The organism is Cupriavidus gilardii, from assembly GCF_008801915.1.
Classification (GTDB): Bacteria; Pseudomonadota; Gammaproteobacteria; order Burkholderiales; family Burkholderiaceae; genus Cupriavidus; species Cupriavidus gilardii.
The window spans coordinates 35,415-61,089 of record NZ_VZOV01000004.1; the positions used below are offsets into that span (position 1 = coordinate 35,415).

At 67.4% G+C, this 25,675-nt stretch carries 22 protein-coding genes and 1 pseudogene; 12 read left to right on the forward strand and 11 right to left on the reverse strand.

The annotated features are described in order from the left end of the window. Window positions 1–52: 52 nt before the first annotated feature. The gene (locus tag F7Q96_RS07350; RefSeq protein ID WP_082371488.1) at window positions 53–2,227 is read left to right on the forward strand and encodes an ATP-dependent DNA helicase; all 2,175 of its coding nucleotides are present in this window, start codon (window positions 53–55) and stop codon (window positions 2,225–2,227) included. A 154-nt stretch (window positions 2,228–2,381) separates the two neighbouring features. On the opposite strand, the gene F7Q96_RS07355 is transcribed toward F7Q96_RS07350, so the two are convergent. Further along, entirely contained in the window at window positions 2,382–3,215 is an 834-nt protein-coding gene (locus F7Q96_RS07355) for an outer membrane protein assembly factor BamD (RefSeq protein ID WP_023263940.1), read from the reverse strand. A gap of 16 nt (window positions 3,216–3,231) precedes the next feature. Between F7Q96_RS07355 and F7Q96_RS07360 the strand changes: the two genes are divergently transcribed. Then, entirely contained in the window at window positions 3,232–4,455 is a 1,224-nt protein-coding gene (locus F7Q96_RS07360; RefSeq protein WP_053823114.1) for an RluA family pseudouridine synthase, read from the forward strand. Further along, window positions 4,442–5,293 (forward strand): peptidoglycan editing factor PgeF, encoded by an 852-nt coding sequence (gene pgeF, locus F7Q96_RS07365; RefSeq protein WP_170292920.1) that lies wholly within the window; start codon window positions 4,442–4,444, stop codon window positions 5,291–5,293. Before F7Q96_RS07360 ends, pgeF begins: the two co-directional genes overlap by 14 nt. Before the next feature lie 70 nt (window positions 5,294–5,363). Here the strand turns inward: pgeF and F7Q96_RS07370 are convergent, their stop codons facing one another. Further along, complete coding sequence (locus F7Q96_RS07370; protein ID WP_053821970.1) at window positions 5,364–5,600, reverse strand: hypothetical protein; 237 nt, start codon at window positions 5,598–5,600, stop codon at window positions 5,364–5,366. A gap of 312 nt (window positions 5,601–5,912) precedes the next feature. Between F7Q96_RS07370 and phaC the strand changes: the two genes are divergently transcribed. The 9 genes from phaC (at window position 5,913) to F7Q96_RS07415 (ending at window position 16,795) form a co-directional block, all read left to right on the forward strand. After that, window positions 5,913–7,730 carry a class I poly(R)-hydroxyalkanoic acid synthase gene (gene phaC / locus F7Q96_RS07375; protein ID WP_053821969.1) on the forward strand — a complete coding sequence of 606 codons (1,818 nt, stop codon included), beginning with the start codon at window positions 5,913–5,915 and terminating at the stop codon, window positions 7,728–7,730. Window positions 7,731–7,907: 177 nt separating this feature from the next. Then, window positions 7,908–9,086 (forward strand): acetyl-CoA C-acetyltransferase, encoded by a 1,179-nt coding sequence (locus F7Q96_RS07380; RefSeq protein ID WP_053821968.1) that lies wholly within the window; start codon window positions 7,908–7,910, stop codon window positions 9,084–9,086. Between the two features lie 98 nt (window positions 9,087–9,184). Then, window positions 9,185–9,925 (forward strand): 3-ketoacyl-ACP reductase, encoded by a 741-nt coding sequence (locus F7Q96_RS07385; RefSeq protein ID WP_006577377.1) that lies wholly within the window; start codon window positions 9,185–9,187, stop codon window positions 9,923–9,925. Window positions 9,926–10,358: 433 nt separating this feature from the next. Then, the gene (gene phaR / locus F7Q96_RS07390; RefSeq protein ID WP_023264416.1) at window positions 10,359–10,928 is read left to right on the forward strand and encodes a polyhydroxyalkanoate synthesis repressor PhaR; all 570 of its coding nucleotides are present in this window, start codon (window positions 10,359–10,361) and stop codon (window positions 10,926–10,928) included. A 174-nt stretch (window positions 10,929–11,102) separates the two neighbouring features. Then, window positions 11,103–12,515 carry a 30S ribosomal protein S12 methylthiotransferase RimO gene (gene rimO, locus F7Q96_RS07395; RefSeq protein ID WP_082371487.1) on the forward strand — a complete coding sequence of 471 codons (1,413 nt, stop codon included), beginning with the start codon at window positions 11,103–11,105 and terminating at the stop codon, window positions 12,513–12,515. Between the two features lie 132 nt (window positions 12,516–12,647). Then, a complete protein-coding gene (bktB, locus tag F7Q96_RS07400) occupies window positions 12,648–13,832 on the forward strand; it encodes a beta-ketothiolase BktB (RefSeq protein WP_053821966.1) in 1,185 nt (394 codons plus the stop codon). 2 nt (window positions 13,833–13,834) lie between these two features. Continuing rightward, window positions 13,835–14,224: a hypothetical protein gene (locus tag F7Q96_RS07405; RefSeq protein WP_151022317.1), complete on the forward strand. Its 390-nt coding sequence runs from the start codon at window positions 13,835–13,837 to the stop codon at window positions 14,222–14,224. Window positions 14,225–14,455: 231 nt separating this feature from the next. Then, complete coding sequence (locus F7Q96_RS07410) at window positions 14,456–15,697, forward strand: cystathionine beta-lyase (protein ID WP_212762986.1); 1,242 nt, start codon at window positions 14,456–14,458, stop codon at window positions 15,695–15,697. 162 nt (window positions 15,698–15,859) lie between these two features. Next, on the forward strand, window positions 15,860–16,795 hold the full coding sequence (locus tag F7Q96_RS07415; RefSeq protein ID WP_053821964.1) for an Rpn family recombination-promoting nuclease/putative transposase: 936 nt from the start codon (window positions 15,860–15,862) through the stop codon (window positions 16,793–16,795). A gap of 96 nt (window positions 16,796–16,891) precedes the next feature. Here the strand turns inward: F7Q96_RS07415 and F7Q96_RS07420 are convergent, their stop codons facing one another. The 9 genes and pseudogenes from F7Q96_RS07420 to F7Q96_RS07460 form a co-directional block, all read right to left on the reverse strand. Beyond that, window positions 16,892–19,105 (reverse strand): TonB-dependent siderophore receptor, encoded by a 2,214-nt coding sequence (locus F7Q96_RS07420; protein WP_053821963.1) that lies wholly within the window; start codon window positions 19,103–19,105, stop codon window positions 16,892–16,894. 209 nt (window positions 19,106–19,314) lie between these two features. Then, window positions 19,315–20,946, reverse strand: coding sequence for a PepSY-associated TM helix domain-containing protein (locus tag F7Q96_RS07425; RefSeq protein ID WP_053821962.1), 1,632 nt, complete (start codon window positions 20,944–20,946; stop codon window positions 19,315–19,317). 10 nt (window positions 20,947–20,956) lie between these two features. Further along, on the reverse strand, window positions 20,957–21,241 hold the full coding sequence (locus F7Q96_RS07430) for a hypothetical protein (protein ID WP_053821961.1): 285 nt from the start codon (window positions 21,239–21,241) through the stop codon (window positions 20,957–20,959). Continuing rightward, window positions 21,238–21,513, reverse strand: coding sequence for a hypothetical protein (locus F7Q96_RS07435; RefSeq protein ID WP_053821960.1), 276 nt, complete (start codon window positions 21,511–21,513; stop codon window positions 21,238–21,240). The genes F7Q96_RS07430 and F7Q96_RS07435 overlap by 4 nt, the downstream gene beginning before the upstream one ends. A 352-nt stretch (window positions 21,514–21,865) precedes the next feature. Next, window positions 21,866–22,720: a phosphoserine phosphatase SerB gene (gene serB, locus F7Q96_RS07440; RefSeq protein WP_053821959.1), complete on the reverse strand. Its 855-nt coding sequence runs from the start codon at window positions 22,718–22,720 to the stop codon at window positions 21,866–21,868. A 106-nt stretch (window positions 22,721–22,826) separates the two neighbouring features. Further along, a pseudogene (locus F7Q96_RS07445) lies at window positions 22,827–23,732 on the reverse strand (amidohydrolase); the annotation flags it as partial. A gap of 72 nt (window positions 23,733–23,804) precedes the next feature. Then, a complete protein-coding gene (locus F7Q96_RS07450; protein ID WP_053821958.1) occupies window positions 23,805–24,896 on the reverse strand; it encodes a tyrosine-type recombinase/integrase in 1,092 nt (363 codons plus the stop codon). Window positions 24,897–24,900: 4 nt separating this feature from the next. Further along, window positions 24,901–25,095: an excisionase gene (locus F7Q96_RS07455; protein WP_151022319.1), complete on the reverse strand. Its 195-nt coding sequence runs from the start codon at window positions 25,093–25,095 to the stop codon at window positions 24,901–24,903. Window positions 25,096–25,162: 67 nt separating this feature from the next. Continuing rightward, window positions 25,163–25,588 carry a phage protein NinX family protein gene (locus F7Q96_RS07460; RefSeq protein ID WP_053821956.1) on the reverse strand — a complete coding sequence of 142 codons (426 nt, stop codon included), beginning with the start codon at window positions 25,586–25,588 and terminating at the stop codon, window positions 25,163–25,165. Window positions 25,589–25,675 lie beyond the last annotated feature (87 nt).

Below are 25,675 nucleotides of genomic sequence, written 5' to 3' on the forward strand. Positions count from 1 at the left end.
CGCGGGCTGCCATGCCAGCGCCGCCGGCCACCGCCGGCGGCGCACCGAATTCCTGCCAGCCTTGTCCGATTCCGATCTCTCCCATCCCGGCGACGATGCCGCCGGTCCCGCCATCCAGCCGGACGCCGCCGACGCGCGCGCCGCGGCGCTGGCGCGCATCTTCGCGCCGACCGGCACGCTGGCGCAGGCCATCGACGGCTATCGGCCGCGCGACGCGCAGGCCAAGATGGCCGCCGCGGTGGCCGATGCGATCGAGGCGCACGACACGGTGATCGTCGAGGCCGGCACGGGCACCGGCAAGACCTTCGCCTATCTGGTGCCGGCGATGCTGTGGGGCGGCAAGGTGATCCTGTCGACCGGGACCAAGAACCTGCAGGACCAGCTGTTCCTGCGCGACATCCCGACCGTGCGCCGCGCGCTCAATGTGCCGGTCTCGGTCGCGCTGCTCAAGGGCCGGGCCAACTACGTCTGCCACTACCACATGGAGCGGGCGCAGTTGAACGGCCGGCTGGCGTCCAAGCAGGACGCGGCGTGGCTGCGCGAGATCGCCAACTTCGCCAAGACCACCTCGTCCGGCGACAAGGCCGAGCTCGCCAGCGTGCCCGAGAACGCGCCGGTATGGCAGCTGGTGACCTCGACCCGCGACAACTGCCTGGGCACCGAATGCCCGCACCACAAGGAATGCTTCGTGATGCGGGCGCGCAAGGAAGCGCAGCAGGCCGACCTGGTGGTGGTCAACCATCATCTGTTCTTCGCCGACGTGGTGCTGCGCGATACCGGCATGGCCGAGCTGCTGCCGGCGGCGAATACGGTGATCTTCGACGAGGCGCACCAGCTGCCGGAGACCGCGACGCTGTTCTTCGGCGACAGCCTGTCGACCAGCCAGCTGCTGGAGCTGGCGCGCGATACCGTGGCCGAGGGCCTGTCGCATGCGCGCGATGCGGCCGACTGGGTCGGCATCGTCGCGCCGTTCGAGCGCGCCACGCGCGATCTGCGGCTCGCCTTCGGCAAGGACAACGTCCGGCTGGCGCTGGGGCAGATCGAGGCCGACGTCCGCATCGGCGAGCCGTTCTTCGACACGCTCGATGCGCTGGAGAAGGCGTTGGGCGATGTGGTCGCGCTGCTGCAGGGGCAGGCCGAGCGCGCCGAATCGCTGGAGCAGTGCCATCGGCGCGCGCAGGAACTGGCGCAGCGGCTGGCGGCCTGGCGCGACGACAGTGCGGCGCCGCCGCCGGCGGCCGATGCCGGCGAAGCGGGCGCCGAGGCGGCGCAGCCCGCGCTGGCGGCGTTGTCGGAGTCCGGCGAGGCGAGCGCCGAGTCGGCGGGCGCCGTGTCCGCCGACTCCGCGCCCTCATTCAATCCGCCCGAAACGGTGCGCTGGGTCGAAGTGTTCTCGCATACCGTGCAGCTGCACCGCACGCCCCTGTCGATCGCGCCGATCTTCTCGCGCCAGCGTGCGGGACATCCGCGCGCGTGGATCTTCACGTCGGCGACGCTGTCGGTCAAAGGCAATTTTGCCCACTATGCCGCGCAGCTCGGGCTCGACAAGGACCGCTCGCTGTCGCTGCCCAGCCCCTTCGATTACGGCGAGCAGGGCCTGTTGTACGTGCCGCGCGACCTCCCGGCGCCGCAGTCGCCGCAGTTCACCGACGCGGTGGTGGCGGCGGCCTTGCCGCTGATCGAGGCAGCCGGCGGGCGCACCTTCCTGCTTTGCACCACGCTGCGCGCGGTGCAGCGCGCCTCCGACCTGCTGTACGAAGCCTTCGCCGAACGCGGGCTGCAGCTGCCGATCCTGGTGCAGGGCCAGGCCAGCCGTACCGAACTGCTCGATCGCTTCCGCGAGCTGGGCAATGCGGTGCTGGTCGGCAGCCAGAGCTTCTGGGAGGGCGTCGATGTACGTGGCGAAGCGTTGTCGCTGGTGGTGATCGACAAGCTGCCGTTCGCGCCGCCCGACGATCCGGTGCTGGCCGCGCGCATGGAGGCATTGCAGAAGAAGGGCCTGAGCCCGTTCGCCGTGCACCAGCTGCCGCATGCGGTGATCACGCTGAAGCAGGGCGCCGGCCGGCTGATCCGCTCCGAAACCGATCGGGGCGTGCTGGTGATCTGCGACACGCGGCTGGTCGAGAAGCCCTATGGACGGCAGATCTGGCAAAGCCTGCCGCCGTTCAAGCGCACGCGCGAGCGGGACACGGTGGTGGCGTTTCTGGAAGGGTTGAAGAAGGCGTAGCGCGACAGCGGCGACCGCGGTCCGGTGGGCCCGCGATTGCCGCAAAAACAAGCCGCCCCAAAAAGCCGCCCAAAAAAAGCCGCCAAAACAAAAAGCCCGGTTCGGCAGATCGAACCGGGCTTTTCTTATGCTTCCTATGCCTGTCGCAGCGGCATCAGAACAGCTTCCACCACGGCTTGTCCTTCTCGCGGCGTTCGCCGTACTTCATGAAGTCGCTGTTGGGGAAGTTCATCTCCATCACGCGCGCCGTGTCGTCGCGCAGATCCTTCATGCCGAGCGCCTCGTACGAACGGATCATGATGTACAGCGCCTCTTCGTTGGCCGGCGCACCATCGTATTCCTTCAGTGCCTGCTGCGCGCGGTTGACCGCCGCCAGATAGGCGCCGCGGCGATAGTAGTAGCGCGCCGCGTGGACCTCGTGCTGGGCCAGCGAGTTGACGATGTACTGCATCCGCGCCGCCGCGTCCGGCGTGTAGCGGCTCTCCGGGAAGCGCGTGACCAGTGTGTGGAACGCGTCGTAGGCCGCGCGCGCGGCCTTCGGATCGCGCTCGCTCAGGTCCTGGCCCGAGAAGCGGCCGAGCCAGCCGAGGTTGTCGTTGAAGTTGATCAGCCCCTTCAGGTAATAGGCGTAATCGACCGACGGATGGTTCGGGTGCAGCTGGATGAAGCGGTCGACCGAGGCCAGCGCGGCGGCGGTCTCGCCGTCCTTGTAGTTCGCGTAGGCCGTATCGATCTGTGCCTGCTGCGCGAAGCGGCCGAAGGGGTAGCGCCCCTCGAGCTTTTCGTACAGCTTGACCGCGCGCGGATAGTCGCCGCTGTCGAGAGCGTCCTTGGCTTCCGAATATAATTTGTTGGCTGACCAACCCGCGGTTTCGTCGGGTTGTTCCGAGAGCAGGCCGCATGCCGACAGCATGACGCAGCCGCCCGCGAGCAGAATCGCTCCAAATCTTGCGCGCCAACTGGCGCGTCTCATGCTCATCGATTGCATGGGCAACCTATTCCGGATGAAAAAAAGCGTCAAGCATTATAGCCCAAGCCCCTCGGTCGCCAGCCCGCAAGCGGCCCTCGACAGCGAGGCCGCACGCGATGCGGCGGTCGAAACCGAGCTGGAGGATTTCGACGAGCTGCCCGCGGCCGCACTTGTCCAGGTGGAAAGCGGCGCCGACATGGTTCCGCTGGTGCTGGAAGTCGACAGCGCCGCACACGGAGAACGGCTCGATAAATTATTGGCGCGCCAGTTCAGCGAATTCTCGCGCAGCCGTATCCAGCAGTGGATCGACAGCGGCGCCGTGACCGTCGACGGCGCGGTGCGCCGGCCGCGCGACAGCGTGCAGATGGGACAGCGCATCGAGGTGCGGCCGCAGGCCGCGCCCGAAACGCTGGCCTTCACGCCCGAGCCGGTGCCGCTGGACGTCGTCTACGAAGACGCGGCGCTGCTGGTCATCGACAAGCCCGCCGGCCTGGTCGTGCATCCGGCCGCCGGCAACTGGAGCGGCACCGTGCTCAACGGGCTGCTGCATCGCGACCCCGCCGCTGCCGCGCTGCCGCGCGCCGGCATCGTCCACCGGCTCGACAAGGAGACCTCGGGCCTGATGGTGGTGGCGCGCACGCTGACCGCGCAGACCGATCTGGTGCGGCAGCTGCAGGCGCGCACGGTCAAGCGGACCTATCTGGCGCTGGTGTGGGGCGAGGCGCCCGACGAGGGCACCATCGATGCGCCGATCGGGCGCGATCCGCGCGAGCGCACCCGCATGGCGGTCGTTCATACCGCGAGCGGCAAGCCTTCGCGCACGCATTTCCGTACGCTGGGCGTCGCGCCGCTGGGACGCGGCTGCGTGTCGATGGTGATGTGCCAGCTCGAGACCGGCCGCACCCATCAGATCCGCGTGCATTTCGAATCGATCGGCCATCCGCTGCTGGGCGACCCGGTCTATCACCGCGCTACCCAGCGCGGCCAGCGTCCGGCCATCAAGGCGCCGTTGCCGGTGCCGTTCGAACGCCAGGCGCTGCATGCCTATCGGCTCGGTCTGGTGCATCCGGTCACCGGCAAGGCGATGTCGTGGCGCGCGCCCGCACCGGACGATCTGCAGGCGTTGATCGACGCGCTGGAGTTCACCACGCTGGAAGAGCGCGATCGCTACGACGATGAGGACGATGGCGACGGTGAGGCATGGGATGGCGCCATCCTTTACGAGGGCGATGACGACGATGACGATGACCAACGTTGATGCCGGCAGGCTCTCGCAGCTGGTACCCGACTGGCCCGCGCCGGCGCGGGTACGGGCGCTGTCGACGACGCGCATCGGCGGCGTCAGCCGCGGTCCGTATGGACTCGCCGACGGCAGCGCCGGCGGCCTCAATCTCGGTACCCACGTTGGCGACGATGCCGATGCGGTCGCGCAGAACCGGCGGCGCCTGCGGGCTTGGCTGCCGGCAGCGCCCAGATGGCTGGATCAGGTGCATGGCTGCGCGGTGGTGACTGCCGATGGCGCCGACGGTGCCGATGGTGTCGACGGCGCGGAGAACGGCGCGCCGCCGCGCGCCGATGCGAGCATCAGCTCCACACCGGGACAGGTCTGCGCGGTAATGACCGCGGACTGCCTGCCGGTGCTGCTGTGCGATCGTGCCGGCACGGTGGTCGGTGCCGCGCATGCGGGCTGGCGCGGCCTGTGCGCCGGCGTGATCGAGGCCACGCTGGCCCGCATGGACGCGCAACGCAAGGACGCGGGATCGCGGCCGCAGTGGCTCGCATGGCTGGGCCCGGCGATCGGCCCGGATGCGTTCGAGGTCGGCGCCGAAGTCCGTGCGGCGTTTCTCGAGCAGGCCTTGCCGCACGAGCACGATGCCGTCGTGCGAGCGTTCCGGCCGGCCGCGGCGGGCAAGTACCTCGCCGACCTGTACGCGCTGGCCCGCACCCGGCTCGCGCGTGCCGGCTGTGTCGACGTCCACGGCGGCGATGCCTGCACGGTCAGCGATCCGCAGCGCTTCTATTCGTATCGCCGCGATGGCGTGACCGGGCGGATGGCGAGCCTGGTCTGGCTCGAGCCGGCATCGAAGGAAAGTTGAGCGGCCCAGCCGCCTGCCGGGCAGCGGCGCGGTCCGCTGCTCTATTGTTCGGACGACCTGACATTTGGCTTCATGCAGCGCCGCCGTCCGGCGGCGTTGCCGCCTTGGCCTGCCGTGCCGCTTGTTCTTCCGCCTGTTCCGCAGCGCGCCTGCGCTTGCGGCGTCCGGGCGTGCCGAGAATGTAGAGCAGCAACGCGGCCGGCCCGACGCCATACAGCAGGAAGGTGGCGATCGCGGCCACCACCGTGTGTTCGGTAATGGCCATCATCAGCGCGACGTAGAGCCAGCCGATCGCGACGATATACATCGGAATTTCATCCTCTTCGTGGACACTGCCGCGGGCAGGATCGGCGACCGCGGAGCGCCTTTGCGTCAAGACGTTTCCCGCATTGACAGCGTCGTCGTTGCAAGGCAACAATGCCCCGGACGGCGAGTAACTGTGCGGCCCGCAGCGCCCCGCACCACGGTATGCCGTGGAAAGCGCGCTGGCCGTCATTCGGCAAGCATACCGCACGCGCTCCGTGGCCGGAGGAGCGCGCCGCGTGCCGGTTCTCCCGGAGCGAATCGCTGAACGCGTTCCGGGCCGGCTTACCATCAGACGGCAGAGAGACACGACATCATGGCGACCGGCAAAGGCGCGGCAGCTTCCGGACAGGAAGAAAAGACCACACCGTTTTCATCGACGCCGGGGCCATTCGATCCAGCGACATGGCTGGAGTGGTCCAGGCAGGCTCAGGCCAATGGCCGCGCGGCCGGCGGCATGCCGGGCGCGGAAGCGTTCGCGGCGTTGGGCGGCTTCCCCGGCGGCGCCTTTCCTGGTGCCGGATTCCCCGGCGCTGCATTTCCCGGCATCAAGATTGCCCCGGCGCAGCTCGCCGAGATCCAGCAGCGCTTCATGCAGGGTTTCACCGACCTGTGGCGCGCGATGGCGGCCGGCGACCAGCAGCAGGTGCAGCTGACCGACCGGCGCTTCGCCGGCGATGCCTGGCGCAGCAACGCGCCGTATCGCTACGCCGCGGCCTTCTATCTGCTGACCGCGCGCGCGATGAGCGAGATGGCCGATGCCGTCGAGGCCGATGCGAAGACGCGGCAGCGCATCCGCTTCGCGGTGACGCAGTGGGTCGATGCGATGTCGCCGGCCAATTTCCTCGCGACCAACCCGGAGGCGCAGCGGCGCCTGATCGAATCGAACGGCGAATCGTTGCGCGCCGGCCTGCGCAACATGCTCGAGGACCTGACGCGCGGCAAGATCTCGCAGACCGACGAGTCGGCCTTCGAAGTCGGCCGCAATGTCGCGGTCACCGAGGGCGCGGTGGTCTACGAGAACGAATACTTCCAGTTGTTGCAGTACAAGCCGCTGACCGCCAAGGTCCATGCACGGCCGCTGCTAATGGTGCCGCCGTGCATCAACAAGTACTACATCCTCGACCTGCAGCCGGAGAGCTCGCTGGTCCGCCACATCGTCGAGCAGGGCCATACCGTGTTCCTGGTGTCGTGGCGCAATCCGGATGCGAGCATGGCGGCGCGTACCTGGGACGACTATATCGAGCACGGCGCGATCCGCGCGATCGAGGTCGCGCGTGCCATCAGCGGGCAGCCGCGCATCAATGTGCTGGGCTTCTGCGTAGGCGGCACCATCGTGTCGACCGCGCTGGCGGTGATGGCAGGGCGCGGCGAACGTCCGGCGCAGAGCCTCACGCTGCTGACCACGCTGCTCGATTTCTCCGACACCGGCGTGCTCGACGTCTTCGTCGACGAAGCCCACGTGCAGTTGCGCGAAGCCACCCTCGGCGGCGCGGCGGGTGCGCCCTGCGCGTTGCTGCGCGGCATCGAGCTGGCCAACACGTTCTCGTTCCTGCGGCCGAACGACCTGGTCTGGAACTACGTGGTCGACAACTATCTGAAGGGCAACACGCCGGTGCCGTTCGACCTGCTGTTCTGGAACGGCGACGCGACCAATCTGCCGGGACCCTGGTATTGCTGGTATCTGCGCCACACCTATCTGCAGGACGAGCTGAAGGTGCCCGGCAAGCTGACCGTCTGCGGCGTGCCGGTCGACCTCGGCAAGATCGACGTGCCGACCTATCTGTACGGCTCGCGCGAGGACCATATCGTGCCGTGGACCGCGGCGTATGCGTCGACGCGGCTGTTGTCCAATGACCTGCGCTTCGTGCTGGGCGCGTCCGGGCATATCGCCGGCGTCATCAATCCGCCGGCGAAGAACAAGCGCAGCCACTGGCTCAACGAAGACCTGCCCGACAGTCCGAACGACTGGCTTGCCGGCGCGACGGAGGCGCCCGGCAGCTGGTGGCCGGACTGGTTTGCCTGGCTCGGCAAGCACGCCGGCGCGAAAAAGGCGGCACCGACGCAGTACGGCAGCCGCGACTATCCGGCCATCGAGCCGGCGCCTGGCCGCTACGTCAAGGCCAAGGCTTAGAGAACCGGGGCAACGCGAGAGGGGGAGAGCGCCGGGCTGCCAACGAGCTCAACCGTCACCGAAGGCGAACCCTTCATGGGAGACTGACTCGGCCGCTGCCTCTTCCGCACCCTCGCATCGACATCCGCATCGACATCCTGAATCCGCAGTATCCGCATTCCATTGAGAGGACTGAACATGACTGACGTTGTGATCGTATCGGCCGCGCGCACCGCGGTAGGCAAATTCGGCGGCTCGCTGGCCAAGGTGCCGGCCCCCGAGCTGGGCGCCATCGTCATCCAGGCCGCGCTCGAGCGCGCCGGCGTCAAGCCGGAGCAGGTCAGCGAAGTGATCATGGGCCAGGTGCTGACCGCCGGCTCGGGACAGAACCCGGCGCGCCAGGCGGCGATCAAGGCCGGACTGCCGCATATGGTCCCGGCGATGACGATCAACAAGGTGTGCGGTTCGGGCCTGAAGGCCGTGATGCTGGCCGCCAACGCGATCGCCTCCGGCGATGCCGAGATCGTCGTGGCCGGCGGCCAGGAGAACATGAGCGCGGCGCCGCACGTGCTGCCGGGCTCGCGCGACGGCTTCCGCATGGGCGACGCCAAGCTGATCGACACGATGATCGTCGACGGCCTGTGGGACGTCTACAACCAGTACCACATGGGCATCACCGCCGAGAACGTGGCCAAGGAATACGGCATCTCGCGCGAGGCGCAGGACGAGTTCGCGGTCAGCTCGCAGAACAATGCCGAGGCCGCGCAGAAGGCCGGGCGTTTCGACGAGGAAATCGTTCCGGTGATGATCCCGCAGCGCAAGGGCGAACCGGTGGCGTTCGCCACCGACGAGTTCGTTCGCCACGGCGCGACGCTCGAGAGCATCGCCGGCCTGAAGCCGGCCTTCGACAAGGCGGGCACCGTGACCGCGGCCAATGCCTCGGGCATCAACGATGGCGCCGCCGCCGTGGTGGTGATGTCGGCCGCCAAGGCGCGCGAGCTGGGCCTGACCCCGCTTGCCACGATCCGCGCCTTTGCCAACGCCGGCGTCGACCCGAAGGTCATGGGCATGGGCCCGGTGCCGGCCTCGCAGCGCTGCCTGTCGCGCGCCGGCTGGAGCGTGCAGGACCTGGACCTGATGGAGATCAACGAGGCGTTCGCCGCGCAGGCGCTGGCGGTGCACAAGCAGATGGGCTGGGACACCGACAAGGTCAACGTCAATGGCGGCGCGATCGCGATCGGCCATCCGATCGGCGCGTCGGGCTGCCGCATTCTGGTGACGCTGCTGCACGAAATGAAGCGGCGCGATGCGAAGAAGGGCCTGGCGTCGCTGTGCATCGGCGGCGGCATGGGGGTGGCGCTCGCCGTGGAACGGTGAGGAGGGGCGGGCCGGCACGCACGGTTTCAATGCGGACGGCATGGCGCCGTCCGACCGGCGCGCCGGCGTCGATAACAAGAATCTGATCAGGAGTGGATATGACTCAGCGCATTGCATACGTAACGGGCGGCATGGGCGGCATCGGCACCGCGATCTGCCAGCGCCTGGCCAAGGACGGCTTTCGCGTGATCGCGGGCTGCGGCCCCAACTCGCCGCGCCGCGAGCGCTGGCTGGAACAGCAGAAGGCGCTCGGCTTCGACTTCATTGCCTCCGAGGGCAACGTGGCCGACTGGGATTCGACCAAGGCGGCGTTCGACAAGGTCAAGGCGGAGGTCGGCGAGGTCGACGTGCTGATCAACAATGCGGGCATCACGCGCGACGTGGTGTTCCGCAAGATGACGCGCGCCGACTGGGACGCGGTGATCGACACCAACCTGACCTCGCTGTTCAACGTCACCAAGCAGGTGATCGACGGCATGGCGGATCGCGGCTGGGGCCGGATCATCAATATCTCGTCGGTCAACGGGCAGAAGGGGCAGTTCGGCCAGACCAACTACTCGACCGCGAAGGCCGGCCTGCACGGCTTCACGATGGCGCTGGCGCAGGAAGTCGCGACCAAGGGCGTGACGGTCAACACGGTGTCGCCGGGCTATATCGCCACCGACATGGTCAAGGCGATCCGTCAGGACGTGCTCGACAAGATCGTCGGCACGATCCCCGTCAAGCGCCTGGGCCAGCCGGAGGAAATCGCCTCGATCTGCGCCTGGCTCGCGTCGGAGGAATCCGGCTTCGCCACCGGTGCCGACTTCTCGCTGAACGGCGGCCTGCACATGGGCTGACCGAGCGGGCCGGCACCGCTCCGGCCCGCCGCCGCCCGACGCCGACATGGCGCGGGCGGTGCTGCGCTGCGTTGGACGCGCCGCAGCACCGTGCCGGCGCGTGCGCGCGGCGCGCGCCGATACTTCGTTTTCTCCCGTTTTTGCCCGGCGATTTCTCGCGTTTGCTTGCGGGTTTTCCTTAGCGCCCGTGCCTTTTCACAGTGCCTTGTTAAGCATAGAATCAGGGCATCAACGCCGCCGGCACCAATTTGGGACATCGAGAAATACGACGCGGATCGCGCCCCTGGCCGGCGGGTCGGCCCCGCGCCGCAAGCGTTGCCGGATTGCGCACCGCACGGCATGCGGTGCAACAGCGAACCGATCGACCGTGCCGCACGAGCACGGGCCGCGGCGTCAGCGCACCGGCAGCGGACTACAAAAGGATAGAGCACCGATGGCCACCACCAAGAAAGGCGCAGAGCGACTGATCAAGAAATATCCCAATCGCCGGCTCTACGACACGCAGACCAGCACCTATATCACCCTGGCCGATGTCAAGCAGCTCGTGATGGACAACGAGGAGTTCAAGGTCGTCGATGCCAAGTCCGGTGACGAACTGACCCGCAGCATCCTGCTGCAGATCATCCTCGAGGAAGAAACCGGTGGCGTGCCGATGTTCTCCAGCGCGATGCTGTCGCAGATCATCCGTTTCTACGGCCACGCGATGCAGGGCATGATGGGCACCTACCTGGAGAAGAACATCCAGGCCTTCATCGACATCCAGAACAAGCTGGCCGAGAACTCGAAGGGCCTGTATTCGGGCGAAGCCTTCAGCCCCGACATGTGGTCGCAATTCATGAACATGCAGGCGCCGATGATGCAGGGCATGATGAGCAACTACATCGAGCAGAGCAAGAACCTGTTCGTGCAGATGCAGGAGCAGATGCAGAACCAGGCCAAGAACATGTTCGGCAATTTCCCGTTCAACCAGCCGGACAACAACAAGAAGACCGGCCAGGGCTGAACGCGGCCTGTCGTTGAACAGCAGTCGCGGCGGGGCAGAGCGCCCGCCTGCCGACGCGGTGGTCTCGGGGTAGAATCGCGGTCGTTCCGCCGCCACGGCCGTCTTCGGGATGGCAGGTCGCGGCCCAAGACCGCGCGCGCCACCACAAGGCGCGGCCCCCACACCGCGAAATCCATGTCGTCTCAGTCGTCCTCTCCGTCCTCGTCTCCCGCCGGCGCCGTCACTGGCGCGGCCGCCACCACGCCGAAGGTGGGCTTCGTATCACTCGGTTGCCCCAAGGCCCTCGTCGATTCCGAACAGATCATCACCCAGCTGCGTGCCGAGGGTTACGCCATCAGCGGCACCTATGACGGTGCCGATCTGGTGGTCGTCAATACCTGCGGCTTTATCGACGAGGCGGTGCAGGAGAGCCTGGACGCGATCGGCGAGGCGCTGACCGAGAACGGCAAGGTCATCGTCACCGGCTGCCTGGGCGCCAAGAAGGACGCCGGCGGCAACGATATCGTCACCAGCGTGCATCCCAAGGTACTGGCCGTCACCGGCCCGCATGCGCTCGGCGAGGTCATGCAGGCGGTGCACACGCACCTGCCCAAGCCGCACGATCCCTTCATCGATCTGGTGCCGCCGGCCGGCATCAAGCTGACGCCCAAGCACTACGCCTATCTGAAGATTTCCGAGGGCTGCAATCACCGCTGCTCGTTCTGCATCATCCCGTCGATGCGCGGCGACCTGGTGTCCCGTCCGGTGGCCGAGGTGATGCTGGAGGCGGAGAACCTGTTCAAGTCCGGCGTCAAGGAGCTGCTGGTGATCTCGCAGGACACCAGCGCCTACGGCGTCGACGTCAAGTACCGCACCGGCTTCTGGAACGGCCGTCCGCTGAAGACGCGGATGACCGAACTGGTCGGCGCGCTGGGCGAGCTGGCGCGCGAGTACGGCGCCTGGGTGCGGCTGCACTACGTTTATCCGTATCCGCACGTCGACGAGATCATCCCGCTGATGAACGACGGCCATGTGCTGCCGTATCTGGACGTGCCGCTGCAGCACGCGCACCCCGATGTGCTCAAGCGGATGAAGCGCCCGGCCAACGCCGAGAAGACGATGGAGCGGATCCGCGCATGGCGCGAGATCTGTCCGGACCTGACCATCCGCAGCACCTTTATCGCCGGCTTCCCGGGCGAAACCGAGGCCGAGTTCCAGACGCTGCTCGACTTCATCGCCGAGGCCGAACTGGACCGCGTCGGCTGCTTCGCCTATTCGCCGGTCGACGGCGCGACGGCCAACGATCTGCCCGGCGCGCTGCCGGACGAGGTCCGCGAGGAGCGCCGCGCGCGCTTCATGGAAGTGGCGGAGGAGGTCTCGGCCCGCCGTCTGCAGCGCAAGGTCGGCCAGACGCTGCGCGTGCTGGTCGACGAGGTCAATCAGGACGGCGGCATCGGCCGCTCGGCCGCCGATGCGCCGGAGATCGACGGTCTGGTCTATATCGATCCGCCCGCGAAGCCGTATCAACGCTACAAGACCGGCGAATTCGTCTCGGTGCGGATCACCGGCGCCGACGGCCACGACCTGTGGGGCGAGGCGGTGGCGTAACGCTGCCGGCATGCCGGCCGGGGCCGGCCGCCGCACCGATCGCCACACTGACATTAGGTAAAAGTACGATCGTTCGGAAAATGGACCGCAGGGCTATACTTTGCGGTGCAACATTACCCAATGGAGACAGACATGACCCGTGAAGTGGTGGTGGTCAGCGGCGTACGGACCCCGATCGGAACCTTCGGCGGCAGCCTCAAGGACCTGTCGCCGACCGAGCTCGGCGCAATGGTGGTGCGCGAGGCGTTGGCCCGCGCCAGCGTGCAGGGCGACGAGGTCGGCCACGTGGTGTTTGGCAACGTGATTCAGACCGAGCCGCGCGACATGTATCTGGCGCGCGTCGCGGCGGTCGAGGGCGGCGTGTCGATCGACGCCCCGGCGCTGACGGTCAACCGGCTGTGCGGCTCCGGCCTGCAGGCCATCGTCAGCGCGGCGCAGACCGTGATGCTGGGCGATGCCGACGTCGCCATCGGCGGCGGCGCCGAGAGCATGAGCCGCGCGCCGTATCTGGCGCCCGCTGCCCGCTGGGGAGCGCGCATGGGCGACGCCAAGCTGCTCGACATGATGCTGGGCGCGCTGCACGACCCCTTCCATTCGATCCACATGGGCGTGACCGCCGAGAACGTCGCGCGCGAATACGACATCAGCCGCGCGCAGCAGGACGAGGCCGCGCTGGAATCGCATCGCCGTGCGTCGGCCGCGATCCGCGAAGGGCGCTTCAAGGATCAGATCCTCCCCGTCACGCTGAAGTCGCGCAAGGGCGACGTCGTGTTCGATACCGACGAGCATGTGCGCCACGACGCCAAGGCCGAGGACATGTCCAAGCTCAAGCCGGTCTTCGTCAAGGAGAACGGCACCGTGACGGCCGGCAATGCGTCGGGCCTGAACGACGGTGCGGCCGCGGTCGTGCTGATGGAGCGCGGCGTCGCCGAGCGGCGCGGCCTGAAGCCGCTGGCGCGGCTGGTGTCGTACGGCCATGCGGGCGTCGACCCGAAGACCATGGGCATCGGCCCGGTGCCGGCCACACGCAAGGCGCTCGAGCGCGCCGGCCTGTCGGTCGCCGATCTGGACGTGATCGAGGCCAACGAGGCCTTCGCCGCGCAGGCCTGTGCGGTCAACAAGGCCCTCGGCCTGGACCCGCTGAAGGTCAATCCGAACGGTTCGGGCATCTCGCTGGGGCATCCGATCGGCGCGACCGGCGCGCTGATCACGGTCAAGGCGCTGTACGAACTGCAGCGGGTGCAGGGCCGCTATGCGCTGGTGACGATGTGCATCGGCGGCGGCCAGGGTATCGCCGCCATTTTCGAGCGGATCTGACCATGGGCCGGCGGCGCGGGGCAGGCCTGGCTGCAGCGATCGGCGCGGCCGGGGTCGCGGCCGCCGCCATGCTGGCGTGGTCCGCGCCGGCGACGGCGGCCGGCGACACGGTGCTGTCGACCGCGTCGCCGCCGCGCGCCGGCAATGGCGCCGGCACCCCAGGCAAAAACGGCAAGGCGCCGGCGCAACGCCAGCGCGACGCCGCCCGCGGCATGCCGGCGGTGCCGGCTCTGCCGCCGCCCCAGCCGTATCCTTCCGGCCAGCACATGCCCGTCTATGTCGGCCCCGACGGCGTGGTCGCGGTGCCCTCGATCGACATGACGCCGAACAGCGGCGTGGTCTACGGACCGTCGCCGCCGCGATCGGGGATCGTCGAAGACCGCAAGCGTTAAGCGTCAAGCGGTCAAGCGGCGCGTCAAGCAGGCCAAGCAGGTCAAGCAGGCCAATCAGGTCGAGCAGGCCAATCAGGTCAAGCAGGTCAAGCAGGTCAAGCGGATCGAGGTCAAGCGGGGCGGGCCGCGCATTGGCCGTCCGCCCCATGGCGGCGGCGGCGCCATTGCTGGTAAGCTCGGAGACTCTATCCGCACTCGCCAGACAAGGAATCCGCCGTGTCCGACCGTCCGCTGACCGATACGAACGCCGCTTCCCCGAACGACAACGATCCCTCCGCAACGCCCGACTGCTACGTGCAGACGCTGGCGGTGCAGCCGCCGCTGCAGGTCCCTCCCGGTTTCGCCTCCTTCTCGCCGCCGACGCAGCGCGGCTCCACCGTGGTGTTCCGCAATCTCGCGGAGCTGCGCGCGCATGGCGACGGCGCGACCACCTACTGGCGCTACGGCATCCATGCAACCCCGACCAGCGAGGCGCTGTGCCAGCATCTGGCGATGCTCGAAGGCGCCAGTCACGCCTTGCTGCTGCCGTCCGGCCTCGGCGCGATCTCGCTGGTCTATTTCGCGCTGCTGAAGGCCGGCGACGACGTGCTGGTGCCGTACAACGTCTACGGTCCCAATCGCGAGCACGGCGAATGGCTGGCGCGCGATTTCGGCATCACGGTGCGGCCCTACGACCCGATGATCGGCGCCGGCATCGCCGAGCTGATCCGGCCCAATACGCGGCTGATCTGGATGGAGGCGCCGGGCTCCGTGACGATGGAGGTGCCGGACAGCGAGGCCATCGTCGCCGCCGCCAGGGCGCGCGGCGTGCTGACCGCGATCGACAACACCTGGTCGGCCGGCATCTATTTCCGTCCCTTCGACAAGGGCATCGACCTGTCCGTGCAGGCGCTGACGAAGTACCAGTCCGGCGGCAGCGACGTGCTGATGGGCGCGGTGCTGTGCCGCGACGACAAGCTCTACCAGCGCATCAAGCGCGTACGCATGCTGATGGGCTGGGGCGTGTCGGCCGACGACTGCTACCTGGTGCTGCGCTCGCTGCCGAGCATGCCGGTGCGGCTCGCCGCGCACGACCGCGCCGCGCGCGAGGTGGCCGAGTGGCTGGCGCAGCGGCCCGAGGTTGCCCGGGTCCTGCATCCGGCGCTGCCGGACTGTCCCGGCCACGCTTTCTGGCGCCGCGATTTCTCCGGGGCGAGCGGCCTGTTCGCGGTAGTGCTGCGCGCGCGCTATCCGCGCGCCCAGGTCGATGCCTTCGTCGAGGCGCTGCGACTGTTCTCGATCGGCTGGTCCTGGGGTGGCGCGCACAGCCTGGCCGTGCCGTACCACGTGCCGACGATGCGTCCGGCGGGCAGCTGGCCGCCCGCCGGCTGGCAGGACGCTGGCGAACTGGTGCGGCTGTATATCGGGCTGGAGGATACGCGCGACCTGATTGCCGATCTGAAGGCGGCGATGGAGGCGAAGCTGGTCGGTTGAGCGGGCCTCGTTCCGTTGCAGGGGCCGCAAGCCGGATCACGCCGTGGCGAAGCCGGCTCGCCCCATCCCGTCCGCAACCTAAAGTACGGCACATCTTTTCGTCAGCACGAGGTCCCGTGCAAAGGCATTCTTTGCGGCATCTCAACAACGCTGAACGAAGCAATGGCCAGGGACTACGACGCCGGCTACAAGCTGTTGTTCGCCATGCCGGAAATGATGCGCGACCTCTTGCGCGAATTCACTCGCAGCGACTGGCTTCGCGCGCTGGACTACTCGACGCTGGAACGGGTTTCCGGCAACTACGTCGCCGACAACATGCGGCAGCGTGCCAGCGACATGGTGTGGCGTGTCGATGCCGGCGATCCATGGGGCCACCTGTACGTGCTGCTCGAATTCCAGAGCACCATCGATCGCTACATGGCGCCGCGCATGGCGGCCTATACGGCTTTGCTGCACCAGGAGCTTGTCCGCGCGGGCCAGGTGTTGCCGGATCGAAGGGTGCCCGCGGCGCTGTCGATCGTCCTGTATAACGGCGATACGCCATGGAGCGCATGTACGAACATCCGCGATGTCGTTGTGTCGCTGCCCAACGGCTTGGCAGCGTGTCAATTGCACCAGCAACATACGTTGCTGGACATCAACCGATTGAGCGAAGCGCAGTTGCCCGATGACAATCTAGCGGCGCTGCTGTTTCGCATTGAGCGGGCAGCCGATTACGATACTGTCGTGTCGCTGATGATCGAATGCAGGACGCGCTTGCGGCATGAGCCGAAACTCAAGCTGGCGTTCGCCAAGACCTTCGCGGCATTGCTGTGCGGCCAACGGGGCAGCGTCCTGACACCCGATCAGGTGTTTCAATTGATGGAGGTCGACATGCAAGTGGTAGGTGCCAATCTACAACGTTTCACCCACAAGCTCCGCGAGGAGGCTCGGCAAGAAGGCGAGGCCCGCATGCTGCAAAAGCAGTTGGCCGAGCGCTTTGGCCCGCTGCAAACGTCCGTTGTGCAGCGGATCGAGATCGCAACCCCTGAAGAACTCGAGCGCTGGGGCATTCAGCTTCTGCGCGCGGAAGTGATCGAGGACGTTTTCCGGGCCTGACGCGACCCTCGCCAAGGACCAGCTCGACAACAAGGCGGACCCACCGGTCCGCCTTTCTCGTTTCTGCTTGCGTCTTGCTGCCGCGACGGCACCACGTCAGAAGCTGAACGTCGCGCTGGCCCGCACCGTACGCGGCGCGCCCTGGGTCAGGATGAAGCCGTAGCTGGGCAGCCAGTACTTCTCGTTGGTCAGGTTGTCGACCACCAGCCGGAACACCGCCGGCGTCTTGCCCAGCCTGGTCGAATAGCGGATACCCGCATCGAAGGTGTGGTACGCCGGCACCCAGTTGCTGTTGTTCGCCTCCAGCGCCATCTTCGACACGTACTGGCCGCCGGCGGTCAGCACCAGGCCGGGCACGGGCGGTACCGCGTACTCGATGTAGGCGGTGGCCTTGAAGGTCGGCGCGCTGTAGGCCCGCTTGCCCAGCACGTCTGGCGAAGCTTCGACGTTCTCCGAATCGAGCAGCGTGACGCCGCCCATCAGCGTCCAGTCGCGCGCGAGCTTGCCGCGGGCCGACAGTTCGATGCCGCGATAGCGGGTCTCGCCATCCTGCGTGTAGACGTTGTCGTTGCGAAGGTAGTTCAGGCCGCGCTGGATCTGGAACAGCGCCGCATTGATGGTCCAGTCCTCCAGTTCGGCCTTGGCGCCGATCTCGTACTGGCGGCTCTTGAGCGGACCGAACACCTCGCCCGCGTTGCGCGCGGTCAGCGGCGCGGAGCCTCCGGCTTCGAGCGATTCGACATAGCTGCCGTACAGCGTCAGCGGCTGCACCGGCTTGTACATCAGCGCGACGGTCGGCGTCAGCGGCGACTTCCTGTAGGTGCTCGAGATCGCGCCCTCCGGCGTATAGCCGGTCTGGTCGTAGCGGGTGTAACGCAGGCCAGCCAGTAACGACCACTGCTCGTTGAACTTGATCGTGTCGCTGAAGAAGACCGACTTCTGCTCGATCTTCGACGCGCGGTACAGCACGTCCGACGACGGCACGCGCGACAGCGGCAGGCCGGTCGGCACGAACTGGCCGGGATCGTACAGATTGCCGTAGCCGATGATGCCGCCGCCGGCGAAGCTGCCCCAGTTCTGCACCAGGCTCTGCCACGACAGGCCCGCGGCGATATCGTGCTCGATGCTGCCGGTGCGGACCTTGCCGGTCGCCATCGTCTGCGCGTGCTGATAGTGGTAGCGCGAGTACGAGCTGTACTGGTTCTCGGCGTAGTTGCCGGCGTTGTCCAGCAGCAGGATCGCGCTGTCGGCATTGCCGCGGTTCTGCTGCGTGAAGCGGTACGAGGTGCGCAGGTTCCAGTCGTCGGCGAAGCCCCAGTTGAGCTCGGTGCCGATGCTCTTGATCTCGGTCTCGTAATAGGTGCCCTTGCTCGCTACGCGCTGGCTGCCGTCGAGCGTGCGGGGCGTGTGGACGAATTCGGTCACCGGCGCGCCGAAGTCCTGGCCGGGGATGATGCCGTAGTAGGCGCCCTTGACGTTGCGCTGCTGGTAGAGGCCGTCGAGCGACCAGCGCAGGTTGGGGCTCAGCCTTGCGTCGAGCGCCACCGAGGCGGAATCGCGCTTGATATGGCCGCCGTCGACGAAGGTGTCGCCTTCCTCGTGCACGAAGCCGGCGCGCGCGCCGAACATGTCGTTCGCGCCGAAGCGGCCGCCGACGTCGATCGACTCGCGCAGCACCCCGTCCGAGACATAGCCGAGCGTCGCGCTGCCGGCGAATTTCGAGGTGGGGCGCTTGGTGACGAAGTTGGCGATGCCGCCCGGTGCGCCGAAGCCGTACATGAAGCCGCCCAGGCCCTTGAGCAGCTCGACGCGTTCGAAGTGTTCGAGCGGCACGTCGCTGCCCCAGTTCGGGATGGCGAGGCCGTCGATCTTGTAGCCCTCGAGCAGATCGAGATGCAGGCCACGGATCGTCAAACCCGCCGACTCGCCGATATAGCCGTCGCCGATCGGCGCGACCGACGGATCGCCGCGGAACACGTCGCCCAGCGTGATGGCCTGGCGGTTCTCGATCAGCTCCTGCGGCACCACCGACACCGAGAACGGCGTGTCCTGCAGCGGCTTGTCGCCGAGGGCGCCGGTGCTGGCGTCGCGGGCGCGATAGGCGGGCTCGCTGCCGGCGGTGACGTGGACGGTCGGCAGTTCGGCCTGCGCGGTGGCGGTGGGTGTGGCAGCGGGGGTAGGTGGAACGGCGGCGGTGCCCGTGGCGTTCTGCGCGAGCGCCGGCGTGGCGGCGCCGCCGACGGCGACGATCAGGGCAAGCTGGCGCGCCAGCGGTGTCAGCGCGGGGCGGCCGCGGCGAGGGTTGGACATGGCTCGATTTCCTCTTCGGTCGTGATGCGAATGCGTTATGCGAACGCGCACGGCTCCCCGGACGCCACGGGGGACCGCGTGCGCCTGGGAGCTGTGCAGATTGGGTGGGGGTGGTCTTGTGGGCCGCGGCGCCGGGAACCGCGCCGCTCGGCCCTGCCGCGCCTCGGTGGGTGCGGTGGGGGCACCGGGGAGGCCCGGTGCGGCCGGTGTTACGGCGTGTCGACCACCGGCGGCGCCGACGGGCCGGGATCGCCGCGGCTCGGGCGCGGCGCCCATACCGAGTCGGCGGGGCCGGTGCGGGCACGGCGCTGCGTGGCGCGTGCCAGCGCGACGAAGCCGACCGCGAAGACCAGCGCGCCGATGTCGAAGCCGGCGACGGCCCATTCGCCTTGCCGCACGCTGCGCAGCAGATGGTCGCCGGTCAGGATCGCGTTGGCCACCGGTACCGCCAGATAGGCCAGCGCCGCCGCGTACAGCAGCTCGATCGCGGCGCGCACGGGCGGACGCAGCAGCGCCCAGGCCAGCGCGGCGAAGAACACCGGGAAGTAGACAAACGACGACGGACGCTCGGGCCACAGCAGCGCGCCGGTGAAGGCCACCGCCACGCCGACACAGCAGCCGATGCAGACGCCGACCGTGGCCTGCGCCAGCAGCCGGTGCACGCGCGGCTGCTCGGCCTGGCGTGCCTTGCGGCGCGACTCGATCCACAGCAGATTGCCCGAGTAGAACAGGAAGGCCCCCGCCAGCCCGGCGATCAGATAGACCAGCCGCAGCGCCAGGTCGCCGTAGGTGCCGAAATGCAGCGCGAACAGCGCGCTGTACAGGCCATGGTTGGCGTCCCGCCCGCTGGCGGTCTGATTGGCGATCACGCGCCCGCTGTCGGGCTGCCCGGCGGCGGCATGGATGCCGACCGAGCCGAAATTGCCGAGCGCGCGCTCGCTGTCGCCGCGCACTTCGATCAGCGCATTGGCGTCGCCCACGCGCTGATAACGGACGGAATTCGGCTTGAAGCCGTCGCCGGCGGTGCGCTGCGCGATCTCGATCAGTTCGCGCGCCGGCATCAGCGGCGCCGGCTTGCCGGCCGCCTGCACCTCCGGCACCGACGACATTGCGGTAGGCAGCGCCGACATCAGCTTGCCGTCGAAGGTCAGCACGTTGAAGGCCATCGCCAGCGTCATCGACACGCAGAACAGCGCGCCGGTGATCGCGATGACCAGATGGAAGGGCAGGCTGAACAGGCCGATCACGTTGTGCGCGTCCATCCAGAAGCGCTTCAGGTTGCGGCCCGGGCGCACGGCGAACAGGTCCTTCTTCAGCCGCGGCAGATGCAGCAGCACGCCGGAAACCAGCGCCAGCCCGTACAGCACCGACACCACGCCCATGAAATGCATGCCGGCCTGCATCGGCAGGCCCAGCGTGTAGTGCAGGGCATTCAGGAAGTTCGACAGCTCGCCGCGCACGCCGTCGAGCGAGGTGTCCTGCGGCGAGGTCCGGCCCGCGCCGAGCTTCTCCTCGTTGGTGGTCTGCCACTCGCCCTTGGCGTCCATCCAGTAGGCAGTGGTGTGCGGCTCGCCTTCGGTCGGCAGGCCGATATAGACGCTGGCCGCGGCCTCGGGATGGGCCTTGACCAGCGTGGCGACGAAGCGGTCCAGGTCCTCGGGCGACGGCTTGGCGGCGGTGTGGGTTTCGCCGCGGATACGCGCCGGCGACTGCCACTCGTGCAGCTCGTGGTGGAACACCGTGATCGCGCCGGCGAAGAACGCGATGAACAGGGCCCAGCCGGCCATCAGGCCGACCCAGGTATGCAGCGTCTGATAAACGCGCAGCGTTGCAGCCTTCATGGCCAACTCCTTACGCGGCCGCGCCGGGCACGGCCATCAGCCGCCATCCCCACAACGCACCGAAACAGATCAGATTGGCCGCGCCAAGCCAGAGCCAGGCGGCGCGGCTGCTGGAAAACAGCAGGCTGGTGCTGATGATCGCGACCCACAGCGGCAGGCTGGCGGTCACCGCGCCGATGATGCCGCTCTGCCAGCCGCCCGGCAGCCACAGGATCGCCAGCGTGCAGGCCGCCAGCGACAGCGGAAAGCCGAGCAGGGTGCCGGCCAGCCATTTGGTGCCGATGCCGCCGTTCATGCCGCCTCCTCGCCGCCGCGGCGCTTGTGCAGATAACAGCCAAGGAAGGGCCACAGCGACAGGCCGGTGCCGAGCGTGGCCAGCGTCGCGGCGATCGAAGAGGGCCAGCTGTGCTCGACCGACCAGCCGACCGCGCCGGCCGACGTCAGCACGATGCCGAGCCACACCATCATCCGGCGTTGAGGCGGCCGGCGCAGCAGCACCTGGTTGGGACCGGCCAGATACAGGCAGGCAGCGCCCGCCAGGCCGAGAAGAGCGGCAAAGAGTTGCATCGCCAATATTTTGTTACGGAATTCAAAACACAAATGGTAATGATTCGTATTTGACGATGCAAGTTATTGATATTGTTTGCAATGTATTGGAAGGCGGGGTGACAGGTGCGGCTTGCCACGCCTCAAGTCCCTCTGCCGCAGGCGGGAGAGGGGAGCCGGGTGGCGGAGGCGGGAAGCGTTACGGACCGGGGATGGGGTCGCCGACACCGGCGGCGTTCTCCCTCTCCCGCTTGCGGGAGAGGGTCGGGGACAGGGCAATGCGGCGGCAGGGGACTACAGAGCCTGGTCGGCAGAGAGGCCCGCCGACAGAGGTCGACAAAGGCCGACAGAGGTCGACTGAGGTCGACTGAGGTCAAGCCGCGAACAGATTCAACAACCCATCGAGCCCGACATGGTTGAACGCCACGCTGGCCTGCGCGCGTACCACCGGCTTGGCGCGGAACGCGACCGACAGGCCGGCGATCGCCATCATCTTCAGGTCGTTCGAGCCGTCGCCCATCACGATCGCCTGGCGCGGATCGGCGCCGATCGCTTCGCAGGTCTCGCGCACGGTGCGGGCCTTGACCTCGGCATTGACGATCTCGCCCTCGACGCGGCCGGTCAGCTTGCCGTCGACGATCTCGAGCGTATTGGCGCGGGCGTAATCGAGGCCCAGCCGGGCCTTCAGCTTCTCGGTGAAGTGCACGAAGCCGCCCGATACCAGCAGCGTACGCAGGCCCGCGGCGCGGGCGGCCGCGAGCATCCGCTCGGCGCCCGGCGACAGCCGCAGCCGTTCCTCGTAGACGCGGTCCAGCACGCTGGCGTCGAGCCCCTTGAGCAGCGCGACGCGGCGCCGCAGGCTTTCGTTGAAGTCGGTGATCTCGCCGCGCATCGCCGCCTCGGTGATCGCCGAGACCTCGGCCTTCAGGCCGCAGAAATCGGCGATCTCGTCGATGCACTCGATCGTGATCAGCGTCGAATCCATGTCCATCGCGACCAGCCGGAAGTCGGACAGGGTCCGGTGCGTCGGCAGCACCGCCCAGTCGAGCCGGCGCGGCTCGCAGAACGTCTCCAGCGCATCGCGCAGCCGGTCGTCGAGCGGCGCGCAGGCCTCGGCCGTGGCGACGGTGTCGGCGCGCAGGCTCAGGCCGGGCGCGTCGGCAAGCGCGCGCAGCGCGTCGATATCCTGGGAGGCGATGGGTTGGAGGCTTTGGACAATCAGGGGCATGGACGGGTCGGATGCATGCGCCGCCCCGTACGGGGCAGGGGCGGCGGTGAAAGGACGCTATTGTAATCGTCCCGCGCCTGCCCCTGCGCCCGGCCCGCCCGGCCCCTTAGCGCTGGGCCATCGTCATGTAGTCGACCGTCAGGTTCGACAGCGCCCGCACGCCATGGATCAGCGCCGGCTCATCGACGTAGAACTCCGGCGAGTGGTTCGACGGCGCCTTGGTGACATCGGTGCCCTTCGGCGTCACGCCGAGATTGAAGAACAGGCCCGGCACCTTCTCCTGGTAGAACGAGAAGTCCTCCGACGCGGTGGCCTTGGGCGCCAGCATCCAGTTGCCGTCGCCGGCCACGCGCTTGAGCGTCGGCGCCATCTTCTCGGTCAGCGCGGGCTGGTTGACGGTCGCGTTGTACAGCTCGACCACGCGGAAGGTCGCCTCGGCGCCGGAACTGGCTGCGATCGACTCGGTGGTGCGCTTCATCCGCGCATGGATGTCCTTCTTCATGCCCTCGTCATAGGTGCGGATGGTGCCCATCATCTCGACCTTCTCCGGCACGATGTTCATGCGGTTGCCGCCGTGGATCGTGCCGACGGTGATCACCGACGGCTCCAGCATCGCATTGACCTGCCGGCTCTGGATCGTCTGCAGACCGAGCACGATCTGCGACGACACCACGATCGGGTCGATGCCGCCCCACGGGCGCGCGCCATGGGTCTGGCGGCCCTTGACGTCGATCCAGAACTGGTCGGCGGCGGCCATCGCCGGCCCGCTGCGCCAGGCCAGCTTGCCCGACTCGATGCCGCTGCTGACATGCAGGCCGAAGATCGCATCGACCTTCGGGTTCTCCAGCACGCCCTCGGCCACCATCTGCTTGGCGCCCCAGATATTGGTGCCGTCCGGCTCGATGTCCGCCGGGCTTTCCTCGGCCGGCTGGAAGATGAACTTGACGGTGCCGGGCAGCTGGTCCTTCATCCCGGCCAGCACCTCGGCGGTCGCCATCAGGATGGCCACATTGTTTGCTGGAGAGCCGCGCCCAGCAACGGTTTGCGGGTGGCTGTTCAATAGGTGTTCAAAATTCGTGTGAAATCACGAAGCGTTGTAACGCACCCTGACAGGCTCCGCGCCGCGCGAATTTGCGTACAGATCCGCCATGCTGTCGGTCGTGTGCCCGAGCAATGTCTTCGTGTCGACGTTACCCTGCTGGTCGTACAGGCGCTTGCTGAGGCTGCGGATCTCGTGGAAGGTCGGCGCGCCTTCGTCCGAGATGCCAGCCAAACGCCGCGCTTCAGTGAATGCCGCAGACACGGTATCTGGGCTCACAGGGTCGCCGCGGCGTGCGGCGCCTTGTGGCACGACGTGATGAATCAGATGCTGGCTTACCACGCCGGTCGATTTGCACCGCTGGATCACGTCGGCCAGCGACAGGCCAATCACTTCCAAGCGCAGGGCAGTAGGAATGGCCAGCACCAGTCGATGCTTCGTCTTGGCACGGCTCACGGTTGCCGTGTCGCCGGAAACCTGGGCGCGCTTCCAACTGGTGACCGTCGCTCGGTCCTGCCCACTGATCAGGGCGAGCAGCATTGCGTTCTCGAGCCACAGATTCACTTCGGGTGCCTTGGCGCGGATCGCCTGGAATGCGTCTAGTGTCAAACGCTGGCGTCGCACCTTGACCTTTGGGCGTTCGGTCAGAGCAGCCGGGTTCGTCTTCATCCATCCCTTTGCCAGCGCCTTGGCGCACGCTGAGATCATGCGATTGCGGATGTCTTTCGCCCAGCCAGGCTTTCCGCCGTTGCTGATCGCCTCCAGCATTTCAGCGATGTGCCGCACCTCGAGGGCGCTGCATTCGATGTCGCCGATGTGTTCGCAGATCGTCTTGTCCATCGAGCGACGCTTGCGCTGCGTGGTTACTGCCGTGCCTTGGTCCGGCATCTGAGCGAGCAAATCGCGGATCGTTTCTTGCCCGAAGGCAACGCGATCAATCAGCGATCGCCGTGGCGAGGCGCGTTCTGCATGCGCGTTCGCCTCGTTGGCTTCCTGAATGGCCTGGGCCAACGGCACGCGGCCGATGACGTGGGTCTTGCCGTCGAGCGGATTCCGCCAGGTGTAGTAGCCCGGGCGCGGCTCGTGCAGGTTGGGCGGGAAATGGGCCCGCTTCCGGATGCGTGGTCTGGCAGCCATGGCGTTATCCGAACACGCGCTGCGCGAGGCGAGGCTTCACGCCGTCCTGAAACACGGCGGTTTCCTCGACGTAGTAGGCCCGGCCGACCTTGACGGGCGGCGGGTAGATCTTGCCATCCTTGATCCAGAGCCGCGCGGTTCGGATGGCCGGGGGCGGATCAAACTGGCTCTTCAGCCATTCATCGAGGCGCTTCTTCATGTGCCTTCTCCAGATTCCATAGTGTGCGGGTGAGGGCGATGATGCGTGCTGCTGCTGCTTCCATTTGCTATGCGGTATCGGGTAGATCAGGCACTTCCTTGCCAAATTTGCTGGCTATGTAGACGCGCATGGCGGCAATCAATGGGGTTGTGGCGTACATGCTGTGATCGCCATCCAATCCGTCGTAGGTATCGTAGGCTCCTACTATTGCTTCCCACTCAGGGCCGCTAAAGTTCGGACAAGCAAAGAGCGTAATGCGCTCCCGCTCGATGATCGGGCCGGCGTTGTGCCACCAGACGCTCGGCTGGTAGTAGACCCATTCTCCTGGGATGATGTCCCCCACACCGCCGAGATAGTCCCGTCGCGCCTCGTCAGGCAGGTACACGCGGCAAATTGCGCCACGATCTAGCTCGACCTCGGTTAGCGGGATGCCCTCCGCTCGCGCCACCCAGTAGTCCAGTAGCGCGCCTTCCAGTTCAGATACCTTCATCATTTCTCCTTCACGCAACGCAGGTACATCCAGCAGCCGCAGAACGACAAGACGAATGCCTCTGCGTTGCTTACCGATAGCTTCTGGCCT